The organism is Candidatus Amarobacter glycogenicus (assembly GCF_016704105.1).
Taxonomy (GTDB): domain Bacteria; phylum Chloroflexota; class Dehalococcoidia; order Tepidiformales; family Tepidiformaceae; genus Amarobacter; species Amarobacter glycogenicus.
Map to the genome: position 1 here is coordinate 65,154 of NZ_JADJAT010000001.1, position 23,660 is coordinate 88,813.

The 23,660-nt window shown below is 64.5% G+C and carries 22 protein-coding genes and 2 tRNA genes; 10 read left to right on the forward strand and 14 right to left on the reverse strand.

Annotated features, from left to right (window positions below; translation table 11 throughout):
• Positions 1-51: 51 nt before the first annotated feature.
• Entirely contained in the window at positions 52-582 is a 531-nt protein-coding gene (locus IPG14_RS00345; protein ID WP_343390551.1) for a DinB family protein, read from the forward strand.
• On the opposite strand, the gene IPG14_RS00350 is transcribed toward IPG14_RS00345, so the two are convergent.
• Both IPG14_RS00350 and IPG14_RS00355 read right to left on the reverse strand, forming a co-directional pair.
• Positions 579-1,343, reverse strand: a complete 765-nt coding sequence (locus IPG14_RS00350; RefSeq protein WP_343390552.1) for a GNAT family N-acetyltransferase — start codon at positions 1,341-1,343, stop codon at positions 579-581. The two genes, IPG14_RS00345 and IPG14_RS00350, sit on opposite strands and share 4 nt — an antisense overlap.
• A gap of 2 nt (positions 1,344-1,345) precedes the next feature.
• Positions 1,346-2,128 (reverse strand): GNAT family N-acetyltransferase, encoded by a 783-nt coding sequence (locus IPG14_RS00355; protein WP_343390553.1) that lies wholly within the window; start codon positions 2,126-2,128, stop codon positions 1,346-1,348.
• 80 nt (positions 2,129-2,208) lie between these two features.
• On the opposite strand from IPG14_RS00355, the gene IPG14_RS00360 reads away from it, so the two are divergent.
• Both IPG14_RS00360 and IPG14_RS00365 read left to right on the forward strand, forming a co-directional pair.
• Entirely contained in the window at positions 2,209-2,664 is a 456-nt protein-coding gene (locus IPG14_RS00360) for a ferredoxin-thioredoxin reductase catalytic domain-containing protein (RefSeq protein WP_343384554.1), read from the forward strand.
• Positions 2,665-2,674: 10 nt separating this feature from the next.
• Positions 2,675-3,061, forward strand: coding sequence for a hypothetical protein (locus IPG14_RS00365; protein WP_343390554.1), 387 nt, complete (start codon positions 2,675-2,677; stop codon positions 3,059-3,061).
• A gap of 174 nt (positions 3,062-3,235) precedes the next feature.
• Here the strand turns inward: IPG14_RS00365 and IPG14_RS00370 are convergent, their stop codons facing one another.
• The 3 genes from IPG14_RS00370 to IPG14_RS00380 all read right to left on the reverse strand — a co-directional run bounded on the left by IPG14_RS00370 (position 3,236) and on the right by IPG14_RS00380 (position 5,110).
• Positions 3,236-3,661, reverse strand: coding sequence for a GNAT family N-acetyltransferase (locus tag IPG14_RS00370; protein ID WP_343390555.1), 426 nt, complete (start codon positions 3,659-3,661; stop codon positions 3,236-3,238).
• A gap of 34 nt (positions 3,662-3,695) precedes the next feature.
• On the reverse strand, positions 3,696-4,955 hold the full coding sequence (gene sucC / locus IPG14_RS00375; RefSeq protein ID WP_343390556.1) for an ADP-forming succinate--CoA ligase subunit beta: 1,260 nt from the start codon (positions 4,953-4,955) through the stop codon (positions 3,696-3,698).
• Positions 4,956-5,022: 67 nt separating this feature from the next.
• Positions 5,023-5,110: transfer RNA gene (locus IPG14_RS00380), tRNA-Ser, on the reverse strand.
• A gap of 119 nt (positions 5,111-5,229) precedes the next feature.
• On the opposite strand from IPG14_RS00380, the gene IPG14_RS00385 reads away from it, so the two are divergent.
• The 6 genes from IPG14_RS00385 to IPG14_RS00410 all read left to right on the forward strand — a co-directional run bounded on the left by IPG14_RS00385 (position 5,230) and on the right by IPG14_RS00410 (position 10,796).
• A complete protein-coding gene (locus IPG14_RS00385; RefSeq protein ID WP_343384560.1) occupies positions 5,230-5,529 on the forward strand; it encodes a zinc ribbon domain-containing protein in 300 nt (99 codons plus the stop codon).
• Between the two features lie 56 nt (positions 5,530-5,585).
• Complete coding sequence (locus IPG14_RS00390; protein WP_343390557.1) at positions 5,586-6,194, forward strand: helix-turn-helix domain-containing protein; 609 nt, start codon at positions 5,586-5,588, stop codon at positions 6,192-6,194.
• Positions 6,191-6,805 (forward strand): helix-turn-helix domain-containing protein, encoded by a 615-nt coding sequence (locus tag IPG14_RS00395; protein WP_343390558.1) that lies wholly within the window; start codon positions 6,191-6,193, stop codon positions 6,803-6,805. The genes IPG14_RS00390 and IPG14_RS00395 overlap by 4 nt, the downstream gene beginning before the upstream one ends.
• 1 nt (position 6,806) lies before the next feature.
• Positions 6,807-7,271, forward strand: coding sequence for a D-aminoacyl-tRNA deacylase (dtd, locus tag IPG14_RS00400; protein ID WP_343390559.1), 465 nt, complete (start codon positions 6,807-6,809; stop codon positions 7,269-7,271).
• 64 nt (positions 7,272-7,335) lie between these two features.
• Complete coding sequence (locus IPG14_RS00405; RefSeq protein WP_343390560.1) at positions 7,336-9,021, forward strand: proline--tRNA ligase; 1,686 nt, start codon at positions 7,336-7,338, stop codon at positions 9,019-9,021.
• 68 nt (positions 9,022-9,089) lie between these two features.
• Entirely contained in the window at positions 9,090-10,796 is a 1,707-nt protein-coding gene (locus tag IPG14_RS00410; RefSeq protein WP_343390561.1) for a methylmalonyl-CoA mutase family protein, read from the forward strand.
• A gap of 78 nt (positions 10,797-10,874) precedes the next feature.
• Here the strand turns inward: IPG14_RS00410 and IPG14_RS00415 are convergent, their stop codons facing one another.
• The 9 genes from IPG14_RS00415 to IPG14_RS00455 all read right to left on the reverse strand — a co-directional run bounded on the left by IPG14_RS00415 (position 10,875) and on the right by IPG14_RS00455 (position 20,500).
• Entirely contained in the window at positions 10,875-11,735 is an 861-nt protein-coding gene (locus IPG14_RS00415) for an SDR family NAD(P)-dependent oxidoreductase (protein WP_343390562.1), read from the reverse strand.
• A 48-nt stretch (positions 11,736-11,783) separates the two neighbouring features.
• A complete protein-coding gene (locus tag IPG14_RS00420; RefSeq protein WP_343390563.1) occupies positions 11,784-14,198 on the reverse strand; it encodes a molybdopterin-dependent oxidoreductase in 2,415 nt (804 codons plus the stop codon).
• Entirely contained in the window at positions 14,191-14,601 is a 411-nt protein-coding gene (locus IPG14_RS00425) for a molybdopterin-dependent oxidoreductase (protein ID WP_343390564.1), read from the reverse strand. The genes IPG14_RS00420 and IPG14_RS00425 overlap by 8 nt, the downstream gene beginning before the upstream one ends.
• A gap of 110 nt (positions 14,602-14,711) precedes the next feature.
• On the reverse strand, positions 14,712-15,071 hold the full coding sequence (locus IPG14_RS00430) for a hypothetical protein (RefSeq protein ID WP_343390565.1): 360 nt from the start codon (positions 15,069-15,071) through the stop codon (positions 14,712-14,714).
• A gap of 143 nt (positions 15,072-15,214) precedes the next feature.
• Positions 15,215-17,878: a non-homologous end-joining DNA ligase gene (gene ligD, locus IPG14_RS00435; RefSeq protein WP_343390566.1), complete on the reverse strand. Its 2,664-nt coding sequence runs from the start codon at positions 17,876-17,878 to the stop codon at positions 15,215-15,217.
• A gap of 6 nt (positions 17,879-17,884) precedes the next feature.
• Entirely contained in the window at positions 17,885-18,742 is an 858-nt protein-coding gene (locus IPG14_RS00440; protein ID WP_343390567.1) for a Ku protein, read from the reverse strand.
• An 86-nt stretch (positions 18,743-18,828) separates the two neighbouring features.
• Positions 18,829-19,521 carry a transglutaminase-like domain-containing protein gene (locus IPG14_RS00445; protein ID WP_343390568.1) on the reverse strand — a complete coding sequence of 231 codons (693 nt, stop codon included), beginning with the start codon at positions 19,519-19,521 and terminating at the stop codon, positions 18,829-18,831.
• Positions 19,522-19,738: 217 nt separating this feature from the next.
• Positions 19,739-19,814: transfer RNA gene (locus tag IPG14_RS00450), tRNA-Ile, on the reverse strand.
• Positions 19,815-19,915: 101 nt separating this feature from the next.
• The gene (locus IPG14_RS00455) at positions 19,916-20,500 is read right to left on the reverse strand and encodes a zinc-ribbon domain containing protein (RefSeq protein ID WP_343390569.1); all 585 of its coding nucleotides are present in this window, start codon (positions 20,498-20,500) and stop codon (positions 19,916-19,918) included.
• A gap of 450 nt (positions 20,501-20,950) precedes the next feature.
• On the opposite strand from IPG14_RS00455, the gene acnA reads away from it, so the two are divergent.
• The gene (acnA, locus tag IPG14_RS00460) at positions 20,951-23,629 is read left to right on the forward strand and encodes an aconitate hydratase AcnA (RefSeq protein ID WP_343390570.1); all 2,679 of its coding nucleotides are present in this window, start codon (positions 20,951-20,953) and stop codon (positions 23,627-23,629) included.
• The last annotated feature ends 31 nt before the right edge of the window (positions 23,630-23,660 follow it).

Here is a 23,660-nt window from a genome sequence, read left to right on the forward strand (position 1 = left end):
CCGATCCTCGACACAATCGGCCCCCAACACCAACGTCGGGGGCCGATTCCTTTGTCGAAGACACCACACAGCATTCTCCGCAGCTCACTCAAGTCGATGCACGCGCTGCTCGACAAGGCGGTCGAGGACATGACGGCCGACCACTTCAACTTTCGCCCGCAGGAGGGCGGCGTGAGCGCGTTCTTCAGCCTCTGGCACTACGTCCGCACCGAGGACAACATCATCAACTTCGTCAGCCAGGGGAAGCCGACTGTCTGGCTCGAAGGCGGCTACAACGACACTTTCGCCCTGCCACGAAACAGCCAGGGCACGGGGATGACTGAAGCTGAGGCCAACGCCGTCCAGATCCATGACGTTGCGAAGTGGCATGAGTACCAGGAGAGAGTCTGGGCCGCCACCGATGCGTACCTGGCGGCAATGTCGCCGGCCGAATTCGACGAACGCACGGTGACGATCAAGCCGCTCGGGCCCATGTCGCTTTGGGACGGGATTTACGGCGTCTGCCTGAGTCACGGCTATCGCCATGTCGGCGAGATCGAGTACGTCCGAGGAGTGCAGGGCCTCGGCGGGCTGACTATCTAGGAGACGGCGCTGGCTTGCGGCGGCGCGAGCCGCACATACCGGAAGCGCTCTTCGAAGCCCATTCGCCGGTAGACAGGGTCACCCATCGCCGATGCCTCCAGGATGGCCCACTCGGCCTCGCGATGCGACGCGGCGGCGATGGCGGTCATCGCGGTGCCAAGGCCTCGCTTCCGTGCAGTTTCCGCGACCCAGACGTTACTGATCGACACGACCGCGCCGGAAACCGCCGAGGAAGCGGTCGCAATCGGCACACCATCGTCCATCGCCACGAAGTAGTGGAGTTTGCCAGTCGCGACAAGCGCGGCGATCACTTTCGCTTCCTCGTCGTGCGGTGGGCGGCCGGGGCCAGATCCCCGGACGCTCAGATAGTTCCTGATGTCCTCGGCATCGCGAACGATGGCCGCGGTCACACCGGCTGCCAACGGGTACGAAGAGAGCGGCATCAGCGCCGCCATCAGCGGCTGAGACCGCGTCTGAGCGTAGCCGCGAGCCTTTGCCAGCTCGAACACCGCCTCATCGCCGGGGATGCGCAGCACCAGGTGGAAGCCCGCGCCGCGCGCGTTAAACCACTGCTCGACGGATTCGAGCGAGCGAACGGCCCCGTCCGCCTCCAAAACCATCGCCTGGTTCAGTCCATCGATCCCGGTGCCGCTATCAGCCACCATCCAGCCATCGAACTCGGCAAGTTTGCCGGGTATCCCGGATGATCGGACGGTGCGGTTCACATCAAGCAGGACACCGTGAAAGAGGTCGTCGCTCATGCTCAGCGCCCGCCGACCGGGTCCTCCGTCCCAACCACGATGTAGTCATCAACCCGGCGGAAGCCGAGCGACTCGTACAACGGGAAGGCGAGCTCGGTCGATTCCAGGCACGCCGCTGTTGCTCCCACCGCAACACCTGCCGCGACCGCCGCACTGGTCAGGGCCTTTCCGAAGCCCCGGCCGCGTTCAGATGGCGCCACGTACACGTTGTACACACCGGCTAGCGTGCCCGAAACGATGCCCATCGAGCGTGCGACAGGCCGGCCGTCGAGCAGCCCCAGGTGCATCGAGACGCCCGGTATCTCGGCGGCGCGGGCAGCCATTGCCATCTGAAAGTCCTGATCGCCGAATTCCTCGCGGTCGGTGGCGCAGTAAAGGTCGATCTCCGCATCGGTGCGCACCTCGACCATTGTTAGCTCCGGCGGTGGCGGGCGCAGCTCGCGGGGAAGCGGGTGCAGCACCATGGCCGGCTCGCGGCCCCAGAAGTTGAACCCTTCGACCATCGCTGCAGCGAGGATGGCTCCATCGGCCGACCCGCGCAGGTCCAGCCGGGCGTTGATGCCCCGCGCCTCGAACCAGTCCATCGCCTCGCGCAACGCCGACCTTGGCCGGGTAACCGAGTCGACGACGGCAGCGACATTGAACTTCGAGATGCCAAGCCCGGCATCGATGCAGAGCCATGGCCCGACTCTTTCCGCACAGCCTTCGGGACCAAGCGCCGCGACCCGCCCGAGCGCAAGACAGTACAGCGCGTGCATTTCATCCAGCGACGGAGCGAAGGTCATCTGGCAATGCTACCGGCTGCGAAACGCACCGTGTGCCGGTTTCGCGGATAATGTCGCGAGACGACCAGAGGGGTGTGCACGTGGACGAACCAACCGAGGCCTCGGTGAAGAAGATGTGGAATTACGCGGAGAAGTTCGCGGAGAAGTCCGGCACGCACCTCCATCCCGACCGGTTCATCACCGAGGGCGTCGTCCTCGGCCTGGCCTCGAACATCGACAAGTACGGCCGCCCGCTCTGCCCCTGCAACTTCTACCCCTCGAAGGACGAAAACGGGAACTGGCCCGAGGGGCTCTACCTCCCCCGCGAAGAGGAAGTGAAGCGGCGCGACTGGATCTGCGCCTGCGACGAGATGCAGATCTTCAAGTACTGCCATTGCCTTCTGTTCGTTAACGAAGAAGGCCTGCCCATCACCGAGCACCTGCCGGAAGGCCACGAGGGCCGCGAGATCTACGGGCTGGTGACAGACCCGACGCCGGACAAGGGCCGGGCGCTTGGCAAGGCGCTGGCGAAGCAGCAGGAACAGGCGAAGGAATAGGTGCCAGCACATGAGCGGGATACGGATCGCCGCAGCGATGGCGATCAACGGCACGGCCTGGTGGCTCTCCTACTACTCGGGCAAGACCTTTGAACTGGGCGAGTCGTTCTTGCTCGTCTGGTTCCTGATCGTGCTGTTCGGGCCCGCGGTTGCCGGGGTATTCGCGGCGCTGCCCAGGGTCCACCGGAGGGATATGGTAAGAAGCGGCCTCGCCGCAGCGGTTGGACCACCGGTATTCGTCGCGCTCTTCGCGCTGCCCTCGACAGAATCCGGAGATATGGGACAGGCCGGAGTGTTCCTCGGCCTGATCGTTGCTTCGGTCATCGCTGCCGCGGGAGCGTTCGTCGCGTGGGGGACCGGAATGGCGATCGACGGGCTCCAGACGCGGGTGCGTTGACGCCTTCCCATCCACGCCGCGGCCAGGAACGGAACATGAACGAGTACCAGCGCTACCTGAATCGAAGCGTTCGCCGATGAGTACACCGAAGGCCGCATGACGCGGCGGACGCTGGCGTGGTTCAGGCAGTACGTCTAGCGACGCGCTGTTTACTAGACGAATGACCTCGCACAGCTACCGGAAGTAGTAACGGAAGCCGGCGGAAGATGCTTCGAAGCCCAGGTGGCGGTAGAAGCCGTGGGCATCGTTTTCGGCGGTGCTGCGCTGGTTGCCGCTCTGAAGCTGGACTTTGTAACAGCCGGCTTCCCGGGCGAGGCGGAGGCACTCTTCGATGAGGAGGCGGCCCACGCCAGCACCTCGGACTGATTCGTCGGTGACCATGTTCTCGACCTGTGCCCACGGCTCGGCGTTGTGTGTCAGATTCGGGACGATGACCAGCGTGACAGTGCCCACCAGGTGATCGGTTTCGGCGACGAGCAGGGTCATGTTTGAACTGGCAAGGATGTCGCGCAGGCCGGTTTCGGCGCGTTCGCGAATCGTCGTGGCGTTGCCCGCGCTGAGCTGGACGTAGAGGCGAAGAAGGGCATCCAGGTCTCCCATGGACGCCCTTCGAATGACTGCGTTGGCCACGGTGTTAGCGAGCGCCGGCTGCCGCGACCGCTTTCTGGGCAGCTTCGGCAAGACCGTTCGCGCGGATCAGCGGCAGGCCGCTCTCCTCGACAAGCTTTTCGCCTTCGGCCAGGTTCGTGCCGATGAGGCGCATGACCACCGGAACGTCGATCTTCATCTGCCGGTGAGCGTCGATGACGCCCTGCGCGATGATGTCGACGCGGGCCATGCCGCCGAAGATGTTGACGAGGATGGCCTTCACCGAGGGGTCGTCGAGGATGACGGAGAGAGCGCTGACGACGCGCTGCGGGTCGTTGACGGTGCCGATATCGAGGAAGTTCGCGGGTTGGCCGCCAGCGAGCTTGATGGTATCCATGGTCGCCATGGCGAGTCCGGCGCCGTTCACCACGCAGCCGATGTTCCCCTCGAGCTTGATGAAGTTGGCGACGCCGAGCTCCTGCGCCTTGATCTCGAGCGGGTCCTCTTCGTCTTTGTCGCGAAGTGCCTCGAGGTCCTTGTGGCGGAAGAGGGCGTTGTCGTCGACGGTCAGCTTGGCATCTACGGCGACGACCCGGCCATCCTCCGTGAGGGCCAGGGGGTTGATCTCGACGAGGCTGGCATCGGTGGCGAGGAGCGTCTTGTAGAGGCCCTGGACGATCTTCCCGAACTGATCCGCGTGGTCGCCGGCGAGGCCAAGGCGCGCTGCGAGGGTGCGCCCGACGTACGGGTCGTAACCGGCTGCGGCACTGACGGGGAGACGGACGATTGCTTCGGGGTTGTTGTGGGCGACGACCTCGATCTCCTGCCCGCCTTCGGCAGAGGCCATGATCAGCGGGGAACCCTGCATCCCATCGATGATCGCAGCGAGGTAATACTCTTTCGCGATGTCCGTCTGCTCGGCGACGAGCACGTTCTTCACGAGTTTGCCCTCGGGGCCGGTCTGGATGGAGACGAGGTGCTTCCCGAGGATCGCTGAGGCGGCGGCTTCGGCCTCATCGACGGTATCCGCGAGGCGGACGCCACCGACCCGGTCGCCCTTCACCTTGCCGGAGTAGTTATCGGGGTCGGTAGTGAGGTTGTGGTACATGGCGGCGGTCTCAGACTGTGCGACGAGCCGGCCCTTGCCGCGGCCACCGGCATGGATCTGGGCCTTCACGACCACCTTGCCGCCCAGTTCCTGGGCGATGGCGCGGGCTTCGGCCGGGGTGGAGGCCACGCGGCCGCGAGTCGTCGCGACGCCGTTTGCGGCCAGCAGATCACGCGCCTGGTATTCGTGCAGTTTCATGGGTGTGCTCCGGAACGGTTGTGCGCCGAGCAATGTAGCGCGGACGTGCCTTACCAGATAGCGCGATTGGCGGAGAGGGGGAGATTCGAACTCCCGGTGACTTTCGCCACGGCCGTTTTCAAGACGGCTGCATTAAACCACTCTGCCACCTCTCCACGTGCGAGTTTACCCGCCGGCGACCAACGACGCAGTTAGCACTCTTGACGCCTGAGTGCTAACACCGGCACCATAACGGCTAGCACCATGCCCGCAACGGGCGCACCCCGAGGTACTTGTGCCGACCTACGAATACCAGTGCAACTCCTGCAAGGCAGTCTATGAACTGCGGCAGGGTTTCGATGCAGAGACCACGCACAAGTGCGAGGAGTGCGGCAAGGGGACGGCGAAGCGCGTGTTGCACGCACCGCCGGTCCTGTTCAAGGGCAGCGGATGGTATGCGACGGACAGCCGGAACAAGACTTCGGCAGTCTCCGACTCGGATTCCAAGAGCGACGCAGCACCGGCCGCCACTGACGCTCCAGCGGCCAAGACCGAGACCAGCGCCTCGACGTCGGAGACTGCTCCCGCGCCCTGACGGGGCCTAGACCCGAAGGCTGTTCGGAAGGATCCCGCCCACCTATACTCCGGGCCATGCCACGGGCTTTGCCATGGACATCGGCGCCGACCGGGGAGGGCAGCACCCGCCGCCGGATCCTGGACACAGCGCGCGTCCTCTTCGCCGAGCATGGTTACCCTGGCACGTCGGTCCGGCTAATCGCCCGCACACTTGGGATGAGCGACCCCGCGGTCTATTACCACTTCCCCACGAAGCAGGCGCTTTACCGATCCCTCCTTATTGAGCCCGAATACGGCGAGCTACCTCTCGACCGCCTGCCACTGACGCGTGAGAACCTCGTCGAGCAGGTTGTGCACCTCTTCGGCTGGTGGGCCGCCCGCCCCGAATTTGGGCGGATGCTCTTGCGCGAACAGCTCACGGGCCAGGAAGCCAGCATGGCCTTTATGGAAACGAGCTACGAGCCGTGGCGCCGCGAGGTGGAGCGCCCGCTCGGTGTCCTCCTCGGTATCGGTGGGGTCGACGCCTCGGAAATGCTTTACGACATGATGTGCGGCATCTTCTGGGACGGGATCCTTTCGCACGGAGACCGGTTCACGGAGATGACGCTTGAGGATGCATTTCAGCGGCGACTCCGGGCGATGGTCCAGCTCGCGATCCCCGGCCCACTTGAGGAAGAGGCGTGAGCAGCCCTTCGAGTTCCTCCCCCGGGCGCGGGCGGGATGACACGCGCAGGCGCATCCTCGAGGCTGCCCGGGAGCTGTTCGGGACCGAAGGCTTCGACTGCACGACGGTCCGCCAGATCGCCAGTGCCGTAGGCATCACAGACGCGGCGCTCTACTACCACTTCAAGAGCAAGCGAGAGATCCTCACTGCTATCTGGGACCTCCCCCTTGACGGCGGTGTTGGCCGACGCCGGCCGGATGGCGCCTTCTCGAACGAGCAGCTCGACGGGCTGGTCGATGCCTCGCTCGACTTCACCATCGGGAACGACCGACTTCTGCGACTCATGGCCCGGGAAATCCTCGCTGGCGACCAGACGGCGCTCGCATTGCGTCTGCAAAGCCGCGCGGTGATGCGACGAGCCCTGCGGGCGCACCTGCTCACCACCCACGAGGCCGAGGAGGCCGAAATCAAGACCGAAGCCATCATCGCGCTTCTCACGGGCACGAGCATGAAGACCCAGCTTTCCGCAGGGCCAAGCTTCCCGGCGGATGTGGACGTGCGGGTGTATCGAGAGCGAACGCGCCGGTGGGTACGGGCGCTGGCCCGACTCGACGACCACGAGGCTTGCTGATTTGCGTGCCGTCGTGCAGCGAGTTTCCCGCGCACAAGTGATCGCCGGGACGGAGGTGGTCGGCAAGATCGGGCCCGGGCTCCTGGTCTTTCTCGGCGTTGGAACCGACGACACACCAGCAGACGCGTTGCGGCTGGCACGCAAGGTCTGCGGCCTGCGCATCTTCGAAGACGGCGACGGGAAGATGAACCTGGACCTTGCTTCGGCGGGCTGCGAAGTCCTCTGCGTCAGCCAGTTCACACTGCACGCCGATGTACGGCGTGGGAACCGCCCGTCATTTGACCGCGCAGCACCCGGCCCCGTCGCGGAGCCGTTGTACAGCGCCTTTTGCGCCGCCATCGAGTCGAGCGGGCTGGCCTGCAAGCGCGGGCGCTTTGGGGCGGAGATGGCGGTGGAACTCGTGAACGACGGTCCGGTCACGCTCGTAATCGATACTGCCGACCTCGACCAGCCGCGGCGCGCTTGACCGCAACGCGGCCACACCGGCAACGTTCGTCCACACACTTCTTCGCGGAGCCTCCTCGATGCGCATGAGCAAACTGATGCTGAAGACGTTGCGTGAAGCACCGTCGGAAGCGGAACTCGAAAGTCACAAGCTGCTGCTCCGCGCCGGCCTGGTCACTTCGTTGGCTGCCGGCCTTTATGCATTCACCCCGCTTGGCTGGCGCGTGCTGCGGAAGGTCGAGGGCATCATCCGCGACGAAATGGACGGGATCGGCGCCCAGGAAGTCCGCCTGCCGGAACTCAACCCGATCGAGCTCTGGGAACAATCCGGCCGCGCGGGGACGATGGGCCAAACACTCTTTCGCCTGGCCGACCGGAAGGAGCGCGGCTTCGTCCTGGGCCCGACCCATGAGGAGGGCATGAGCTACCTCGCGTCCCGCCACATTCAAAGCTACCGGGACCTCCCGGTGACGCTCTACCAGATCGAGACCAAGTTCCGGGATGAGCCCCGCCCGCGCGGTGGTCTCGTCCGATTGCGCGAGTTCACGATGAAGGACGCGTACAGCTTCGACGCAGGCTGGGAGGCACTGGACGCCTCGTACGCCGCTGCATACGACGCTTACGTCCGTATCTTCGCCAGGGCAGGCGTGCCCGTTATCCCGGTCGCGGCCGACTCAGGGGCGATTGGCGGCAAGGAGAGCCAGGAGTTCGTCTTCCTGACGGACGACGGCGAGGACGAAATTCTCCTCTGCCCGCAGTGCGGCTATGCAGCCAACGCCGAAAAGGCCGAATTTGCGGCGCCGGCCGCGGTCCCCGCGAACGCACTCCCGATGGAACGCGTAGCAACACCGGGCCAGAAGACCATCGCCGGCCTTGCGCAATTCCTGGGTATCGAGGAACGGCAGACGGTGAAAGCGGTCTTCTACGTCGCCGACAACCAACCGGTGTTCGTCGCTATTCGAGGCGACCTGGATGTCAACGAGGTCAAGCTCAAGAACGCCTTGAAAGCCCAGGACGTCGACCCGATGGACGAGGCGACGGTCAAACGGCTTGGGCTAGTCGCAGGATCGGCCTCCGCGGTTGGCATGACTGGCATGAAAATCGTTGCCGACCCAAGCGCCACCGAGGCGGCCAACCTGGTTGCAGGTGCAAATGAAGAGGGCTTCCACCTGCTTCACACCAATCACGGTCGAGACTGGAAGGCGGACCTGGTCGTGAACATCGGTCTCGCACGTGCCGGAGACGCCTGCGCAACGTGCGGTGCGGCACTGGAAGTCCGCCGTGGCATGGAGATGGGCCACGTCTTCAAACTCGGGACGCTCTACTCCGAATCGATCGGGGTCAACTACCTGGATGAGTCGGGTGAGCGCCGCCCGTGCGTCATGGGGTGTTACGGCATCGGAGTCGAGAGGATGGTGGCGGCCATCATCGAGGCGAATCACGATGCGAACGGCATCATCTGGCCGGCCACAGTCGCTCCCTACGATGTCCACGTGGTCGTGCTAAACGGGGACCAGGAAGCCGTCGCGACGGCGCTGGACGAACTCGAGGCGGACCTCGCGCGGGCCAACCTCACGGCGCTCGTAGACGACCGGCCGGACTCGGCTGGGATCAAGTTCAAAGATGCCGACCTCATCGGCATCCCGGTGCGCTTCACCCTCGGGCCTCGTTCGTTGGAAAAGGGCGGGATCGAAGTGCGGGACCGCAGGACTGGCGAGACGGGTGTGGTGGCGCTTGCCGAGGCAGCAGCGGAGGCTCGCAGAGCCCGCTGAGGACTGAGCGGCCTCGTTTCGTATACTGGCTGACACAGTCCGCGGCAGCGCGCGCCGGAGGAACATCCATGCCCGAATTCGCTCCCGAGCAGCCGTCCCTTTTCTCGAGCCAGGCCCTCGCGGCCCTTTCCCGTTCGTTGCACGGATGGGAGGAGGGGCCCCTGGCGAAGACGCTCCAGCGACAGCCCGAGCGTGCTGACGCTTTCGCCACGAGTTCACAGGCAGTCGAACGGCTATACACGCCGCTGGACATTGCTGACCTTGACTACGAGCGCGACCTGGGGTTCCCGGGCGAGTACCCCTTTACGCGTGGCGTCCAGCCGACGATGTACCGGGGGCGTTACTGGACGATGCGCCAGTACGCCGGCTTCGGGACCGCTGAAGAATCGAACGAAAAATTCCGCTACCTCTTGAGCCAGGGACAGACGGGACTATCAGTTGCGTTCGATCTGCCCAGCCAACTTGGCTACGACTCCGACGACCCGATGGCCATCGCCGAAGTCGGCCAGGTCGGCGTCGCAATCGATTCGCTCTACGACATGGAAACGCTGTTCCAGAACATCCCGCTGGACAAGGTCTCCACGAGCATGACGATCAACGCCCCGGCAGCGGTGATGCTGGCGATGTATGTTGCCGCTGCGGAGAAGCAGGGGGTCAGCGCGGACAAACTCAACGGCACCGTCCAGAACGATGTGCTCAAGGAGTACGTCGCGCGCGGGACGTATATCTTTCCGCCGGCCCCGAGCGTGCGCCTGGCGGCAGACATCATGGCCTACTGCGCCAGGAACGTGCCGCAGTGGAATACCATCTCGGTCAGCGGTTATCACATCCGGGACGCAGGCTCCACGGCCGCCCAGGAAGTCGGCTTTTCGTTCGCGAACGCCCGTGCCTACATCGAAGCAGCGCTCGAGCGCGGGCTGGACATCGATGAGTTCGCGCCCCGAATCTCGTGGATATTCAACACACACAACAACTTCTTCGAAGAGATCGCGAAGTACCGCACCCTCCGCCGGCTCTGGGCGAGGATGCTGAAGGAACGATACGGGGCGAAGGACGCGCGTTCGATGATGCTGCGGACGCACACGCAGACGGGCGGCAGCACGCTCGTGGCGCAGCAGCCGGAGAACAACATCGTGCGCGCGGCCATCCAGTCCCTGGCAGCGGTAATCGGCGGCGTGCAGAGCATCGCGCTCAGCTGTTTCGACGAAGCGCTGGCGCTGCCGACGAACGATGCACAGCGCATCGCCCTTCGCACGCAGCAGGTCATCGCCCACGAAACGGGAGTGACCGACACGATCGACCCGATGGCCGGCAGTTACTTCGTGGAGCACCTGACCAACCAGATCGAGCGCCAGGCGCAGGAGTACATGGACCAGATCGATTCCATGGGCGGATCGGTGCGGGCCATCGAGACCGGATGGATGCAGAGCCAGATCGCTGAAGCGAGCTGGAAGTACCAGCAGGAAGTCGACGAGAAGCGGGAGATCATCGTCGGGGTGAACGACTACGCCGAAGGCGCGGAGCAGCGGCCTTCCATCTTCTCGGTCGACAAGCGCCTCGTAGAACATCAGCTGACACGACTCGAACACCATCGCCGGGAACGCGACCAGTCACAGGTCGCCGCGACGCTCGAGGCGCTGCGGGCCACCTGCCACGGCGCGGGAAACCTGATGCCTCCGATCCTGGATGCAGTCCGTGCGTACGCCACGCTGGGGGAGATTTGCGGCGCGATGCGGGACGTGTTTGGTGAGTACCACCCGCCTACCGTCATTTAACCGAGGAGCGGAAGACAGGACCGGCCCACAGCAGGCTGGACTCCCGGATCGGCGCACCTGTCCGGTCGGCCTTGCAGGTTATGGAGTGATGCCAACAGCGGGGTTGTTCATGGAGACAACCGCGTCCATCCGTTGTTTGACAGCCTCTCGCATCCCCGGCTGGGCGGGAATCACGTAGAACCGGTCGTCACGGACGGCTTCGAAGACCTGTTCGGCCACGTCGGCAGGAGAGATGCCATCGTCGACCGCACTGCGGACCGCCTCGAAGGCTTGTAGGCCCGTCGGGGAAAGCAGGGAGCGATCCGTCGGTGCACCGAATTCGGGCGGACGGTTTCGTTCTGAATCCATGAGGTTGGTTTGAATCCAGCCCGGACAGAGAACCGAGGCCGAAAGCCTCAGCCCCCGCGACTTGAAATCCTTGTAGAGGCCCTCGGTCAGGCAGACCACCCCGTGCTTTGCGACGTGGTAGGGGCTGGCACCGGAGAGCAGGCCGGCAATCGACGCGGTATTGACGATGTGCCCCTCCTCTCCGTTCGCGACCATGCGAGGAATGAACGCGCGTACACCGTGGAGGACGCCCATCAGATTGACGCCCAGGACCCATTGCCACTCGCTGAGAGGGATCTCCCAGCCCGCGGTGCCCATGCTGAACTTTCCTGCGACGCCTGCGTTATTGCAAAGAATGTGGACGTTCCCGAACGTGGAAAAGGCCGCCTCCGCGAGCCGCTCGACCTGTTCGGGGCTAGTGACATCGGTCCGCACGGCGAGCGTGGTCGTCCCCATCGCATTCAGCGCTGCCTCCGCGATGGCCAGTGGTTCGCTCTCAATATCGGCGAGGACGATGTGCATGCCGTCCTGGGCGAATCGGCGAGCCAGGCCGAAGCCTATGCCGCTTGCCGCCCCTGTTATTACGGCAACGCGACCTGCGAATTCCTTCATCGTTTCTCCCTTTCGTCGTGAAGCCCGGCGACCTGAGCCGACGTGGGACTACACGCTTTCGAAGTCGCAACGCACCCAACGGTCGGCGGGAACGGGCTGCCAGTTCGTTGAGAGATAAGCCAGATGGCCGTAGCCGCCGGCGAAGCCGATCCACTTGACCATGCCGGGCTCGATCTCGTTGGCGCCACCCCAGCCCCGGTACTGCGACCCATCCCAACCGTTGTAGGAGACGATCTGACCCGGCCGCACCGACGGCGCCAGGCGGGCTCGCACAGGGAATGAGCCGAGGTCGTTGAATATCCGGATCAGATCACCATCGGCAACGCGCCGTGCTTTCGCGTCATCCGGGTTGACCAGTGCCGTCGGTTCGCCGCGATGGGTGCCGAGAACGACCTCGTTGGTGTGATTCATGGAGTGGACCGACCAACGGCTGTGGCCGCTGCTTAAGCCCAGCGGATAGTCGCCACCCATCCGAGGGTTCGGCTTGTGCGTCGGCATCTCCTCGCCGGCTTCGAGGAACCACTCATGGTCGATGTAGAACTGTGCCCGGCGACAGTAGGTTGGATAGGGCACTCCGCGTTCCACGTGGTCGCGAAACGGGGAGTGCGTTTCATCCGCTTTCAGGGGCGAAGCCTGGGAGAGGGCAAGGGGCGTCAGGCCCCAGTCGATGAAGCGCACATGGCCCTTCTCGCGAAAAGTCTCCAGAGTCGTCCGGGGCGGCAAGGTCCCCGCCAGCGCCGAATCACGAACCTGCTCGTCGGCCAAACGCTCTGCGTTCACGAAATGGCCGTTCATCGTGTACTCATCCACAAGAGCGTCGTAGCGCTTGGTGTTGCCACGGGCATCCCGGATTTCAGCTATCCCGCGGGCTGCCGCCCGTTCGGCCATTTTCGCCAGGAGCGCCGAAAAGAGGTCCCACTCGCTCTTTGCCTCTCCGGCGGGTTTCGCTGCCTGATCGGAGAACGTCAGGTTCAAGACGTGGGCGCCAGGGAGGGCGAAAGCGATTTTTTCGTAGTGCTGGGCGGCCGGAAGGAAATAGTCGGCGTAGAGCGCCGTCTCGTTCATCCGGAAGTCGATCATGACGATGAGTTTGAGTTTCTCCCAGAGGGTGGGGAGCAGGGCATTCTTGCCGCCGCGAGTCCGGCGGAGCGTGTTGCCGCCGCACTCGATCAAGACGCGGGGCGGCTCATCCGCCGCCGGTCCGTCAACGCCGTCCCACCAGCCTCTTTCGAGGGCCTCGTTGAAGTACTCGTCGAACGTGCGCGGAAGCGACTCGTCACCCCACTCGCGGACGTTCCAGCGCTTGTCGTAACCGGCGTGGCGATACCATCCGAAGGCCGGAGGCACGCTCGCCCCGGTGACCTTTCCCGCTCCCCGGTCCAGCATCGACGCGAATTCCCGGAGGGCACCGCGGGGGCCCCGGCCCATTTCGCGCACAGCCATCTCGGTGGTCATCGTTGGGTCGAGCTGCTTGACCATGGCGATCGCCGCGTCGCGGGCAGCGAGCACGATCTCGGTGTTCGCCGCACCGGGCCCGGGCTTCGCCATCGCAAGTCCCATTCCGTCGTGGAGACCTGCGGACCATCCGCGGATCCCGGTCCCCTTCTTGCCCCAGTTGCCGCTGGCAGCCAGGGCCAGGCATATCGCCCGTTCCATCAGGTCGCCGTGGTACATCTTGCAGGCGTTGGCACCAGTGATGACGTTCGTGCGGCGGCTGGTCATTTTGCGCGCCAGGTCCCGCACGACATCCGGGTGGACGCCCGTGACCGGCTGCTGTTTTTCGGGCGTGAACTCAGAATCGAGTTTTGCGCGGAGGAGCTCGAAGACGGGTGTCACCGTCACGCTCGATCCATCCGCCAGCACGACTTCGAACTCACCTTCGAGCGCAACATCGAACCCGCTGAGGCGCAGGTCGCCGCGATTTGCCGGGCGCAGGCCCGACAGGGGCTCCCACTGGTAGAGCTGGTCTTCCCGTCCCGCCCCATCGAGGTCAGGCTGGCGCAGGTAGCGGCGGGTGTCCTTTCGCACGAGCAAACTGAAGTCGGTCTGCTCCTTCAGGAACTTCCAGTCGGCGATATTCTCGGCGAACATCACCTGCACCAGACTGAGGGCGAAAGCGGCGTCGCTGGTGCCCTTGACGGGAATCTGGATGTCGGCGTGGAGATGCGTGGGATTGATGTCGGGGGAGATATTCACGACTTCCGCCCCGTTGTACCGCGCTTCAGCGATGAAGTGGTAGAACGGGATGCGCGTGTAGACGACATTCGTGTGCCAGAGGAGCACCAGTTCGCTGTGGAACCAGTCGTCGGACGACGACTCCGGGCTGAACTTGCCGAATGTCTCGTACATCCCAATGGTGAAGTCGTTGATGGACCCGTTCACGTCGGTACCGAGGCCGCCGATCGCCTCGATGAAGCGACTCGTAGGCACGGCGGTCACCACTTCGGGCGAACCCTCATGCATGATCGAACGGGGCCCCGGATTCCTGGATCGCGTCGATCAAGCCATCGGCGATCTCCGACAACGCCTGATCCCAACTGATGCGGTTCCACTTGCCCTCACCGCGTTCACCGGCGCGTTTCAGCGGGTAGAGCACCCGATCGGGGCCGTAGAGCGATTGGCTCCACGAGACTCCCTGCATGCATCCCATCGGGTTCCAATCCGGCACTCCGGATTCGACCGAGCCAACGGTCCCCGACTGCTCTTCGCGCCAGACGAGGCCGTTGCGGACATAGACGCGCATGGGGCAATTGCCGGGGTAACAATCGACGCAGTGCGTACCCCAGTAGACCGCATCCCACTTCCACCGATCACGGTAAAGGTCTTGCCAGCCGGAATAGACGCGATCTTCGCCGTACTCACGCATTCCGAGACTCTATGGATCCCGCCCGCCGCCAGTGGATGATCCCGATCATGCGTCGAGCCGGGCCTCAGTCACGCGCGAGGGCGCTGCGGCCGCACGTCCGAGGCGACCACTCATTTACCGGCCAGGAGTTTCTCCAGTTCGGCGAGAGCAGCGCGCGCATCCTCGCGGCTCTCGGCGCGGCCGAGCAGGACCTGGGCGACTGCCTCAACCGCGTCGGCCAGTTCGGCGTCACCTCCGCGCAGCGCGGCGTGGGCACGCTCAGCGGTGGCGTCTGTGGCCCAGTGGCGCCTGACGGCTTCGGAAACAAAGGCTCCGCCAAGCACGTCGAGCCGTTGCTCGGGCGAAAGCCCGGCGACATCGAGCAGGCTGCAAACGAGCGTGCTCAGCTGGCCTGTGGATACGTCTTCGGCGTTCGCCAGCATGCGGGCGAGAGCGCTCGCCCGGGCGGCTGCGTACTGCGTCCTGTCCATCGATCGGCCCCAAATCCCTGCCGTGTGCATGCTACCACCATCGGCGAACCCGATATAGTCCCTTATCAATTGTCGCTGCGCGGGTCGCGAGTTCGCGAAGCTGAGTATCCCCGCTCATCGCGACAATCCGTGTCGCGTTTACTTCACAGGCCAAGGATCTCATGGAGGTCTTGTTTTGCATCGAAAATCCGCGCCCAGACGTCGCCGCGCGCCGACACCAGGTCGGGGACGGTGCCGAGCGTGAAGTCCGTCGCCTTGACCCGGCCGACCTCGTCCCATCGGAGGGGCATCGAGACGGTCGCGCCAGGCTTCGCGCGCGGCGAGTAGGCGACGGCCAGGTTCTTGTGCCGAGCATTCTGGTTCGCATCGAGGAACACTTTTCCTGTCCGCTTCGTCGTATCCCACTCCATCGTCACCTCCTTCGGGCGCCGCGAGAGCAACTCCAGGCAGACGGTGTTCGCTGCGGCGCGGACGACGCTGTAGGGGAGGTTCCGAACGATCGGCACATAAATGTGCATACCGGTCGCCCCCGAAGTCTTCACGAAGGACTCCAGTCCCAGCGAATCCAGCAGTTCCTTGAGTGATAGGGCGACTTCTGATGTCCGCGAAAGTGCGGCCTGGTTGGGCTGCGGCTCATCGCCACGCTTCTCGCTCCCGGCGTAGATGTACGGGTCCAGGTCGAAGAGGATGAAGTCGGGGTAGTTCAAGACCGACTCCTCCAGATCCGATGTCGAGCCGGTGAACGTCACGGGAAGCGCCCCCGCGTCACCGCCGCTGACGGCGCGGGCGAGGTGGGCGTGCCACTCAATGTCCGCCAGCTGACACAGCCACAGGAGCGTCGGCAGGTTGTTGCAGAAGAGAAAGCGCTGGTCGCCGCCCTCCCCGTCCGAGTACATGCTGACCGTTTCGACGAAGGCCGGTAGTTCCGCGTCCCAGTGCTTCTGGTAGAACTTCTTGCCGTCGATTCCGTTTGGATATCGCAGCAGGGTGAGCGGCCGGTCGCGCACGTGCCGCTCCAGTGCGGGCCAGATCCGGACGCCGTAGGCAAAGAGGTCTCGCTTGGTGTGTGCCGGGGAGCCGGGCCAGAGCACTTTGTCGAGGTTGGTGACTGCCAGTTCCCAGCCGTCCCCGCGCAGCAGCGTCTTCGCCTTCGCCTCCTTGATCTGATCGAGCACGCCGCCCCCGGCGGCAACTTCGCTCGAGACCGAGGAGTTCGCGATCTGCCTGGCATTCGCCAGGCCCTTGAAGACCGGGGTCCTCAGGAGATTCGCCGCCGTCCGGTTGGCATACTCGATCCGGACCTCTATCTGGGGCTTCACCCAGGTGGCCGTGCGGTCGTCGGGCGTAGGGCTTGAGAACGGGCTTTCGGGAGTCACTAGTGACCCGAGCGACTTGCGCAAGGCCGCCACATCCCGATCCGAGAATCCACTTCCGACTTTGCCGCGGTATTCGAGGCGGCCGTCGACAGGTTCGCCCAGCAGGAGCCCGCCGAAGCTTTCCCGGCGGTGCCCGGTGCCGGGGGTGTAACCACCCACGAGGAACGCTTCGGTGTCCAGCTTCTTTCGTTTCAACCAGGCGCCGCTGCGCTTGCCGGGCTCGTAGCGGCTGTCGGCCCGTTTCGCCATCAGTCCCTCGAAGCCGGCCGCCACGGCGGCCTGGTAGGCATCCTCGGCAGAGGCGGGAATCGCAAAAACCTGGGCGACCTGCCCGAGTGGCAACAGGACCCGTGACAGGACCTCACGCCGAGCCCTCAGTTGGACCCGGGTCAGGTCATATCCGTCGAGGTGCATCACGTCGAAGACGTAGCACATCGTCGGGATGGTCTTCTCCGCGCTGGCGATCGCGGCGGCTTCCTGAAGGTTCATCCGCTGCTGGAGCAGTTCGAAAGAGGGGCGCCCGCCTGCGTCGATCGCGACGATCTCACAGTCGAATGCCGCCGCCGAGACGGGCTGCTGCTGCAAGCAAGCGGCGATGCCTGGGTATGCCTGCGTGACGTCGTGCCCATTGCGAGAACGGAGCATGACTTCTCCGGCATCAACCGTCGCGACGATCCGGACGCCGTCAAGCTTGGGTTCGAATACGAAGTCACCCGCGCCAGGGATCGGCGTGGCGGCGGCGAGCATCGGCTCGATGCGTCCCAGGGGGGCTGGCCTGCTGCCGTTAAGCGTAGCCGGATTGAACGACCAGTCAGTCATGTCGGTCCGGGACAGGACGCCGGAGCGCAGGTCGTCGAGGGTGAGTCCCGAGGCGACAGAGCTCTCGTCGGCGAGGATATCGTCCGGCGGATCGCAGGCGGCGTCCTTGTGCTTGAGCATGAGCCACTGGCCGCCCTGCATGCGGACGAGTGCCCAGGACCCCTTCAGCTTTTTGCCGCGCAACGTTATCCCCACTTTGCCGTTCGCGAGGGCCTTCTTCAATTCCGTCTCGGCCAGGCGGCGATCGGCGAACGGCGGGACGATCTTCTCATCCGGTGCGAAGGTCCCGGCATCCCAGATGAGGCTCGGGCCCGCACCGTACTGGCCTTTCGGAATGACACCTTCAAACGAGGCGTAGGAAAGGGGATGGTCCTCCGTCGTTGCGGCGAAGCGTTTCTCACCGGTGGCGGCGGCTGGGCCCTTCGGGAGCGCCCAGCTCTTCAGCACACCGTCGAGTTCGAGGCGCAGGTCATAGTGCAACCGGGTCGCTGCGTGCTTGTGCACCATGAACCGGAGGGGACCGTCCACCTGGACCGGGGCGCCGGCATCTGGCTCGGACGTTTTCGAGAAGTCGCGTTTGCGCCGATACTCGGCAAGCGAATCGCCCGGCACGTCAGGCTAGCTGACGCCCGCGGGCGTCTTCTTGCGAGCACGAGCAGGAGGCGGCGTTTCCACAGCCGGTGCGGGGGAAACGCTGGACTCCGCCTTCCGCTTCTTCGCAGCCTCGACGCTGGCTCGCAGTGCCGCCATCAGGTCGACAGCGGGCGCCAAGGCGGCAGGCTCGGCCGGGGCAACATACTCATGGCCTTCGAGCTTCGCTTCGATGATGGTCATCAACGAGTCACGGTATTCGTCGCGGTACTTCGCCGGGTCGAACGGTTCATGGAGCAGGTCGATGAGCGCGTAGGCGACTTTCATCTCGGCCTCGGAAATCTTCACCTCGGGCATTTCGAAGTCAGGTGGCTTGATTTCGTCGGCGTAGAAGAGCGTCTCAAGCATGAGCGAACCGTTGCGCGGACGGAGCGAACAGAGGCGTTCTTTGGTCCGGATGGCAATCTTGCCGACCGCGTTCAGCTTCTTCTCTTCGAGCGCCTTGACGAGCAAGGTGAACGGCTTCCGGCCGAGCTCCTCCGGTTCCACGTGGTAGCTCTTCTCGTAGAAGACGGGGTCGATCTCCTCGGAGGCTACGAAGCCCGTAAGTTCGATGGTGCGCTTGCTGGGGATCGGCAGCTTTTCGAGGTCCGACTCGTCGACGAGGACGTAGTGGTCCTTCGCGTATTCGTAGCCTTTGACGATTTCGTCGGGATCGAGGTCCGTGCCGTCGGCGGCACACCGGCGGACGAGCTTGATGGGACTGTTGTCGGCAGCATGAAGCTGCCGGAACGAAACGTCCTGGGATTCGGTAGCGGTGAACAGCTTCACCGGGATGGTGACCATCCCGAAGCTGATGGTGCCTCTCCAGAGAGCACGAGCCATGCAGAACCTCCGGCGCGCGGGGAGCGCGGCATTCCGAGCAGAGCCGGACGCCTACTCTACCATAACGGCCGGACGTCAGCCGAAGGTCATGAATCCGAAGCTGGCGCAAGCTGTCGCCGTCCGGCGAGGAGCAACTTCAGGTCACCTGTCATTCGCCTGAGCCGGGCGCCCTGGAATGTGAGGCGCGCACCGAGGTACGGACTTTCGCGGCGCAACTGCCGGAAGTATGCGATGTCGCCCTCCCACTCGCGGAACGCGGCACTTTCTCGCTGTTCGGCAAACGGCTCAATCAAGTAACGCTCGGAAAGGTCCTCCCCAACTCCACCGTCGGCGTCGCGACTGCGCAATTGCAGCGGGAAACGCCAGCCGAAACGGCCCCCATCTGGGCGCAGTCGCTCGGCGATCCAGTCTCTGAATCCTGACACTCCCCCGAAGGTGGCGTCGAGAGGCCGCCAGGCATCACCGTCCCAGTTTTCTGCCCAAACGTGGCTGTTGGTCCACGGTCCTGCCGCACTCTTGCGGAGAAGGGCAGCGAGCGCTTGTCCGGGTTCGAACTGTGCTGCGGCGATTTCTGACACAAAGCGGCACGGGATGCCCAACGCCCGCAGGAGCATTGTGGCGACCACGTGGGCCTCAAGACAGTCCCCGCGTCCGGATTCCAGCACGGCGAGCGGGCCTCTCTTGTAGCGGCTGAGCCCATAGGTCTCGCGTACATTCAGATGTACAAATTTCACAATGGCGGACGCCGGATCGGAAGACCCCACTATTTCGGTCGCCATGACTCTGGCGGCGCTCACTTCCGCGGCTGAGAGTCTGAAGGCCCGGTGTGGCCCGACGATCAGCTCGGAAGGATCTGAGAACGCGAGCGGGTCTTGCAGCGGTGTCAAACGTTCGAGCCCCACGAGATCGGCGAGTCACCCACTGGTTGAGAGGCGCCAAGCGCGCCCGGCACCCTGAACGGACAAGGCACCGAGGAAGTATGACGCAAGTCAATCTTGGTGGGCCCACCGGGATTCGAACCCAGGACCAACCGGTTATGAGCCGGCCGCTCTCACCGCTGAGCTATGGGCCCCACGGAGAGAGTATAGCCCAGCACAAGCGAGGCGGGCCGGGAAAACAAGAGGCCGGGATGCTCCCGGCCTCTTACTCGTTCCGATTTGTGGGGTTGGACTGCTACCGGCGACCCTTGCCGCCGCCGCGTTCGCGGTTGCGGTCGTTCCAGCCGCCGCGCCCACCAGCCGGGCCGCCGCGACCACCTTCGAAGCTGCCGAAGCCGCTATCGAAACCGCCGCCGCCACCGCCGCTGCTGCTGCTGCGGCCACCACCTCCGCCACCGAAGCCGCTGTCGCGGTAACCGCCGCCGCCGGGGCGTCCACCGCCGAAGCCACCGCCGCCACCGAAGCCGCCGCTGGGGCGTCCGCCGCCGAAGCCGCCACCACCGCCACTCGAAAGCGTGCGGGGCTGAGGCTGGAAGCAATCACTACAGTAGACGGGGCGGTCGCCCCGTGGTTCGAAGGGGACCTTTGCTTCTTTGCCGCACGATGCGCAGACGGCATCGAAAAGCTGGCGCGGTGCGCGAGGGGCGCCAAAACTGCCGCCACCTTCACCGCTTTGCTGCTTCTTCAGCCGTCGACAGTTCGGGCACCGCCGCGGCTCGCGCGTGAATCCCTTTGATGCGTGAAACTCTTGTTCACCCGCTGTGAACACGAACGACTCGCTGCAGTCGCTGCAGACGAGCGTCTTGTCGGTGTAAGACACCCGATAGACCTCCTGGACTAACCAAACCTGAGAATTTTTCTTGGACCTACGGTCAATCGAGCGCCGACAGGATGTGTAAGCCTCTCCGTGAGGCCGACGAACGCGGGTACCGGAATCAGATTACATGCGCCCAATCGGATTGTCATCAATTATTGCGTCCGTTTTGCTCGCCACTGCGCGACCCGGCGATGCTATACTCGCCATGGCCGTCCCACGAAATGCCAGGCCCGGGCCCAACGGTCCCCCACCATTCGGGGAAGTCGCGGACACCTGGCGAGACGGCGAAACCGGAGAGACCTCTCCGGAGAGGGCCCAAGTACCCCCACGCGAACGTGGAAGGAGGCTTGGGACATGGGATTCATTCCGCCCCGCTCATCACCGACCTTGTAGCGAACGCCGCAGGCCCGCCCGCGCCGGCGTCGTCCGGCCGTCAATCACAAGGACTGACAGATGCACCCAAATAGCTTCGGAACTCGCTCATCGCTGACCTCCGGCGGAGCGACCTACACATGGTTCTCACTCGAGACCCTCCGCGCACAGCTCCCGGGAGTTGGCCGCCTGCCGATCTCCCTTCGAATCCTGCTCGAAAACCTGCTTCGGCTCGAAGATGGCCGAGCCGTGACCCGGGACGATATCGAAGCGCTGGCTTCCTGGGTCCCGAATTCCGGCGAGGACCGGGAGATCGCGTTCACCCCAGCACGCGTTCTCCTGCAGGACTTCACCGGCGTACCCGTGGTCGTTGACCTCGCCGCGATGCGCGACGCCATCCAGGCCCTCGGCGGTAGCCCTTCACGCATCAACCCTCTGCAACGGGTCGACCTGGTGATCGACCACTCGGTCCAGGTCGACAATTTCGGCAGCTCGGCGGCGTTCGGCCGGAACGTGGAACTCGAGTTCGAACGCAATCGCGAGCGGTACCAGTTCCTGCGCTGGGGCCAGCAGGCGTTCGCAAACTTCCGCGTCGTCCCACCCGGCACGGGCATCGTCCACCAGGTCAACCTCGAGTACCTGGCCTCAGTCGCGTTCACTCGCGAGGTCGAAGGCGAGATGCAGGTCTACCCAGACACGCTCGTGGGTACGGATTCGCATACGACGATGATCAACGGTCTCGGCGTCCTTGGATGGGGCGTCGGCGGCATCGAAGCCGAAGCGGCGATGCTCGGCCAGCCAGTCGCTATGCTCATCCCGGAAGTCGTCGGCTTCAAGCTGACGGGCAAGCTGCCGGAGGGCGCGACAGGCACTGACCTGGTCCTCCGCGTGACAGAGCTGCTGCGCGCGAAAGGCGTCGTCGGGAAGTTCGTCGAATTCTACGGCACCGGGCTCTCGTCACTGCCGCTCGCGGCACGTGCGACGATCGCGAACATGGCGCCCGAGTACGGCGCAACCATGGGCTTCTTCCCAGTCGACGAGGAGACGCTCAACTACCTGCGCTTCAGCGGCCGCGAAGAGTCGCTCGTGGAACTCGTCGAGGCATACAGCAAGGCCCAGGGCATCTTTAGGACGGACGCAACGCCAGACCCGGTCTTCAGCGACACGCTGTCCCTGGACCTCAGTGAAGTAGAGCCGGCGATGGCCGGCCCCAAGCGACCACAGGATCGAATCCCGCTGAAGTCATCGAAGGCGAATTGGGACAAGATGCTGGCCGAAGCCATCGACCCCACAAAGGCGGACGCCTCCGTCCACATCGAAAGCGGTGTGGCTTTCGACCTCAAGCACGGTTCGGTGGTCATCGCAGCGATCACGAGCTGCACGAACACGTCGAACCCGGAGGTGATGCTCGGCGCCGGGCTTGTCGCCCGGAAGGCCGTCGAGAGGGGCCTCAAGACACCGCCGTGGGTGAAGACCAGCCTCGCTCCCGGTTCGCAGGTCGTCACGGACTACTTGAACGCTGCCGGAGTGACGCCGTATCTCGACCAACTCGGGTTCAACCTGGTTGGTTACGGTTGCACTACCTGCATCGGAAACTCGGGTCCGCTCGACGAGAAGATCACCTCGGCGATCAAGGACGGCGACCTGGTTGCCGCGGCGATCCTGAGCGGAAACCGCAACTTCGAAGGGCGTGTGAACCCGGACACGCGAGCGAACTACCTCGCATCGCCGCCACTGGTGGTGGCCTATGCGCTCGCCGGCCGAATGGACTTCGACCCGTACAACGAACCGATCGGGAGAGGGAGCGACGGCGACGTCTACCTCCGCGACATCTGGCCGACACAGGCGGAAGTGAACGAAGCCATCCGCACGTCCGTGCGCTCAGAGATGTTCCGCGAGCGCTACGCCGAGGTGTTCAAGGGCGAAGAACGCTGGCGCAATCTCGAGACACCAACCGGGGACCTCTTCAAATGGGACGAATGGTCCACCTACATCAAGAAGCCGCCGTACTTCGAAGGTCTCACGATGACGCCGGCGCCGATCGGTGACATCAAGGGGGCCCGCGTCCTGGCGATGGTGGCCGACTCGGTCACGACGGACCACATCTCCCCGGCCGGCAACATTAGCATCAACAGCCCGGCAGGCATCTACCTCCGCGAAATGGGCGTGGCGCGCGAGGACTTCAACCAGTACGGCGCGCGGCGTGGCCACGATGAGGTCATGGTCCGGGGGACGTTCGCGAACATCCGGCTGCGCAACCAACTCGCACCGGGGACCGAAGGGGGTGTGACCCAGCACCTGCCCGACGGCGACGAGATGCCCATATTCGACGCCTCCGTCCGTTACCGGTCGGAAGGCGTGCCGCTCATCATCCTCGCGGGCAAGGAGTACGGCACGGGCTCATCGCGCGACTGGGCGGCCAAGGGAGTGAACCTCCTCGGCGTGAAAGCAGCCATCGCGGAGAGCTACGAGCGAATCCACCGCAGCAACCTCGTCGGCATGGGCGTCTTGCCGCTGCAATACCTCCCCGGACAGACCCGCGACTCCCTCGGCCTGAGCGGGCGCGAAAGTTACGCCATCGAAGGGGTGGCGGCTGACCTCGCGCCGGGCAAGAGGCTGGCGGTCACTGCGAGAGCGGATGACGGCGCGACGACGGCGTTCGAAGTTGTTTGCCGCATCGATACCCCCGTCGAGCTCGACTACTACAAGCACGGCGGCATCCTCCAGTTCGTCCTCCGCCAACTGGCGAGTGCCGAGTAACCGGAACCACCAAGCAGGGGTGGGAAGTCCG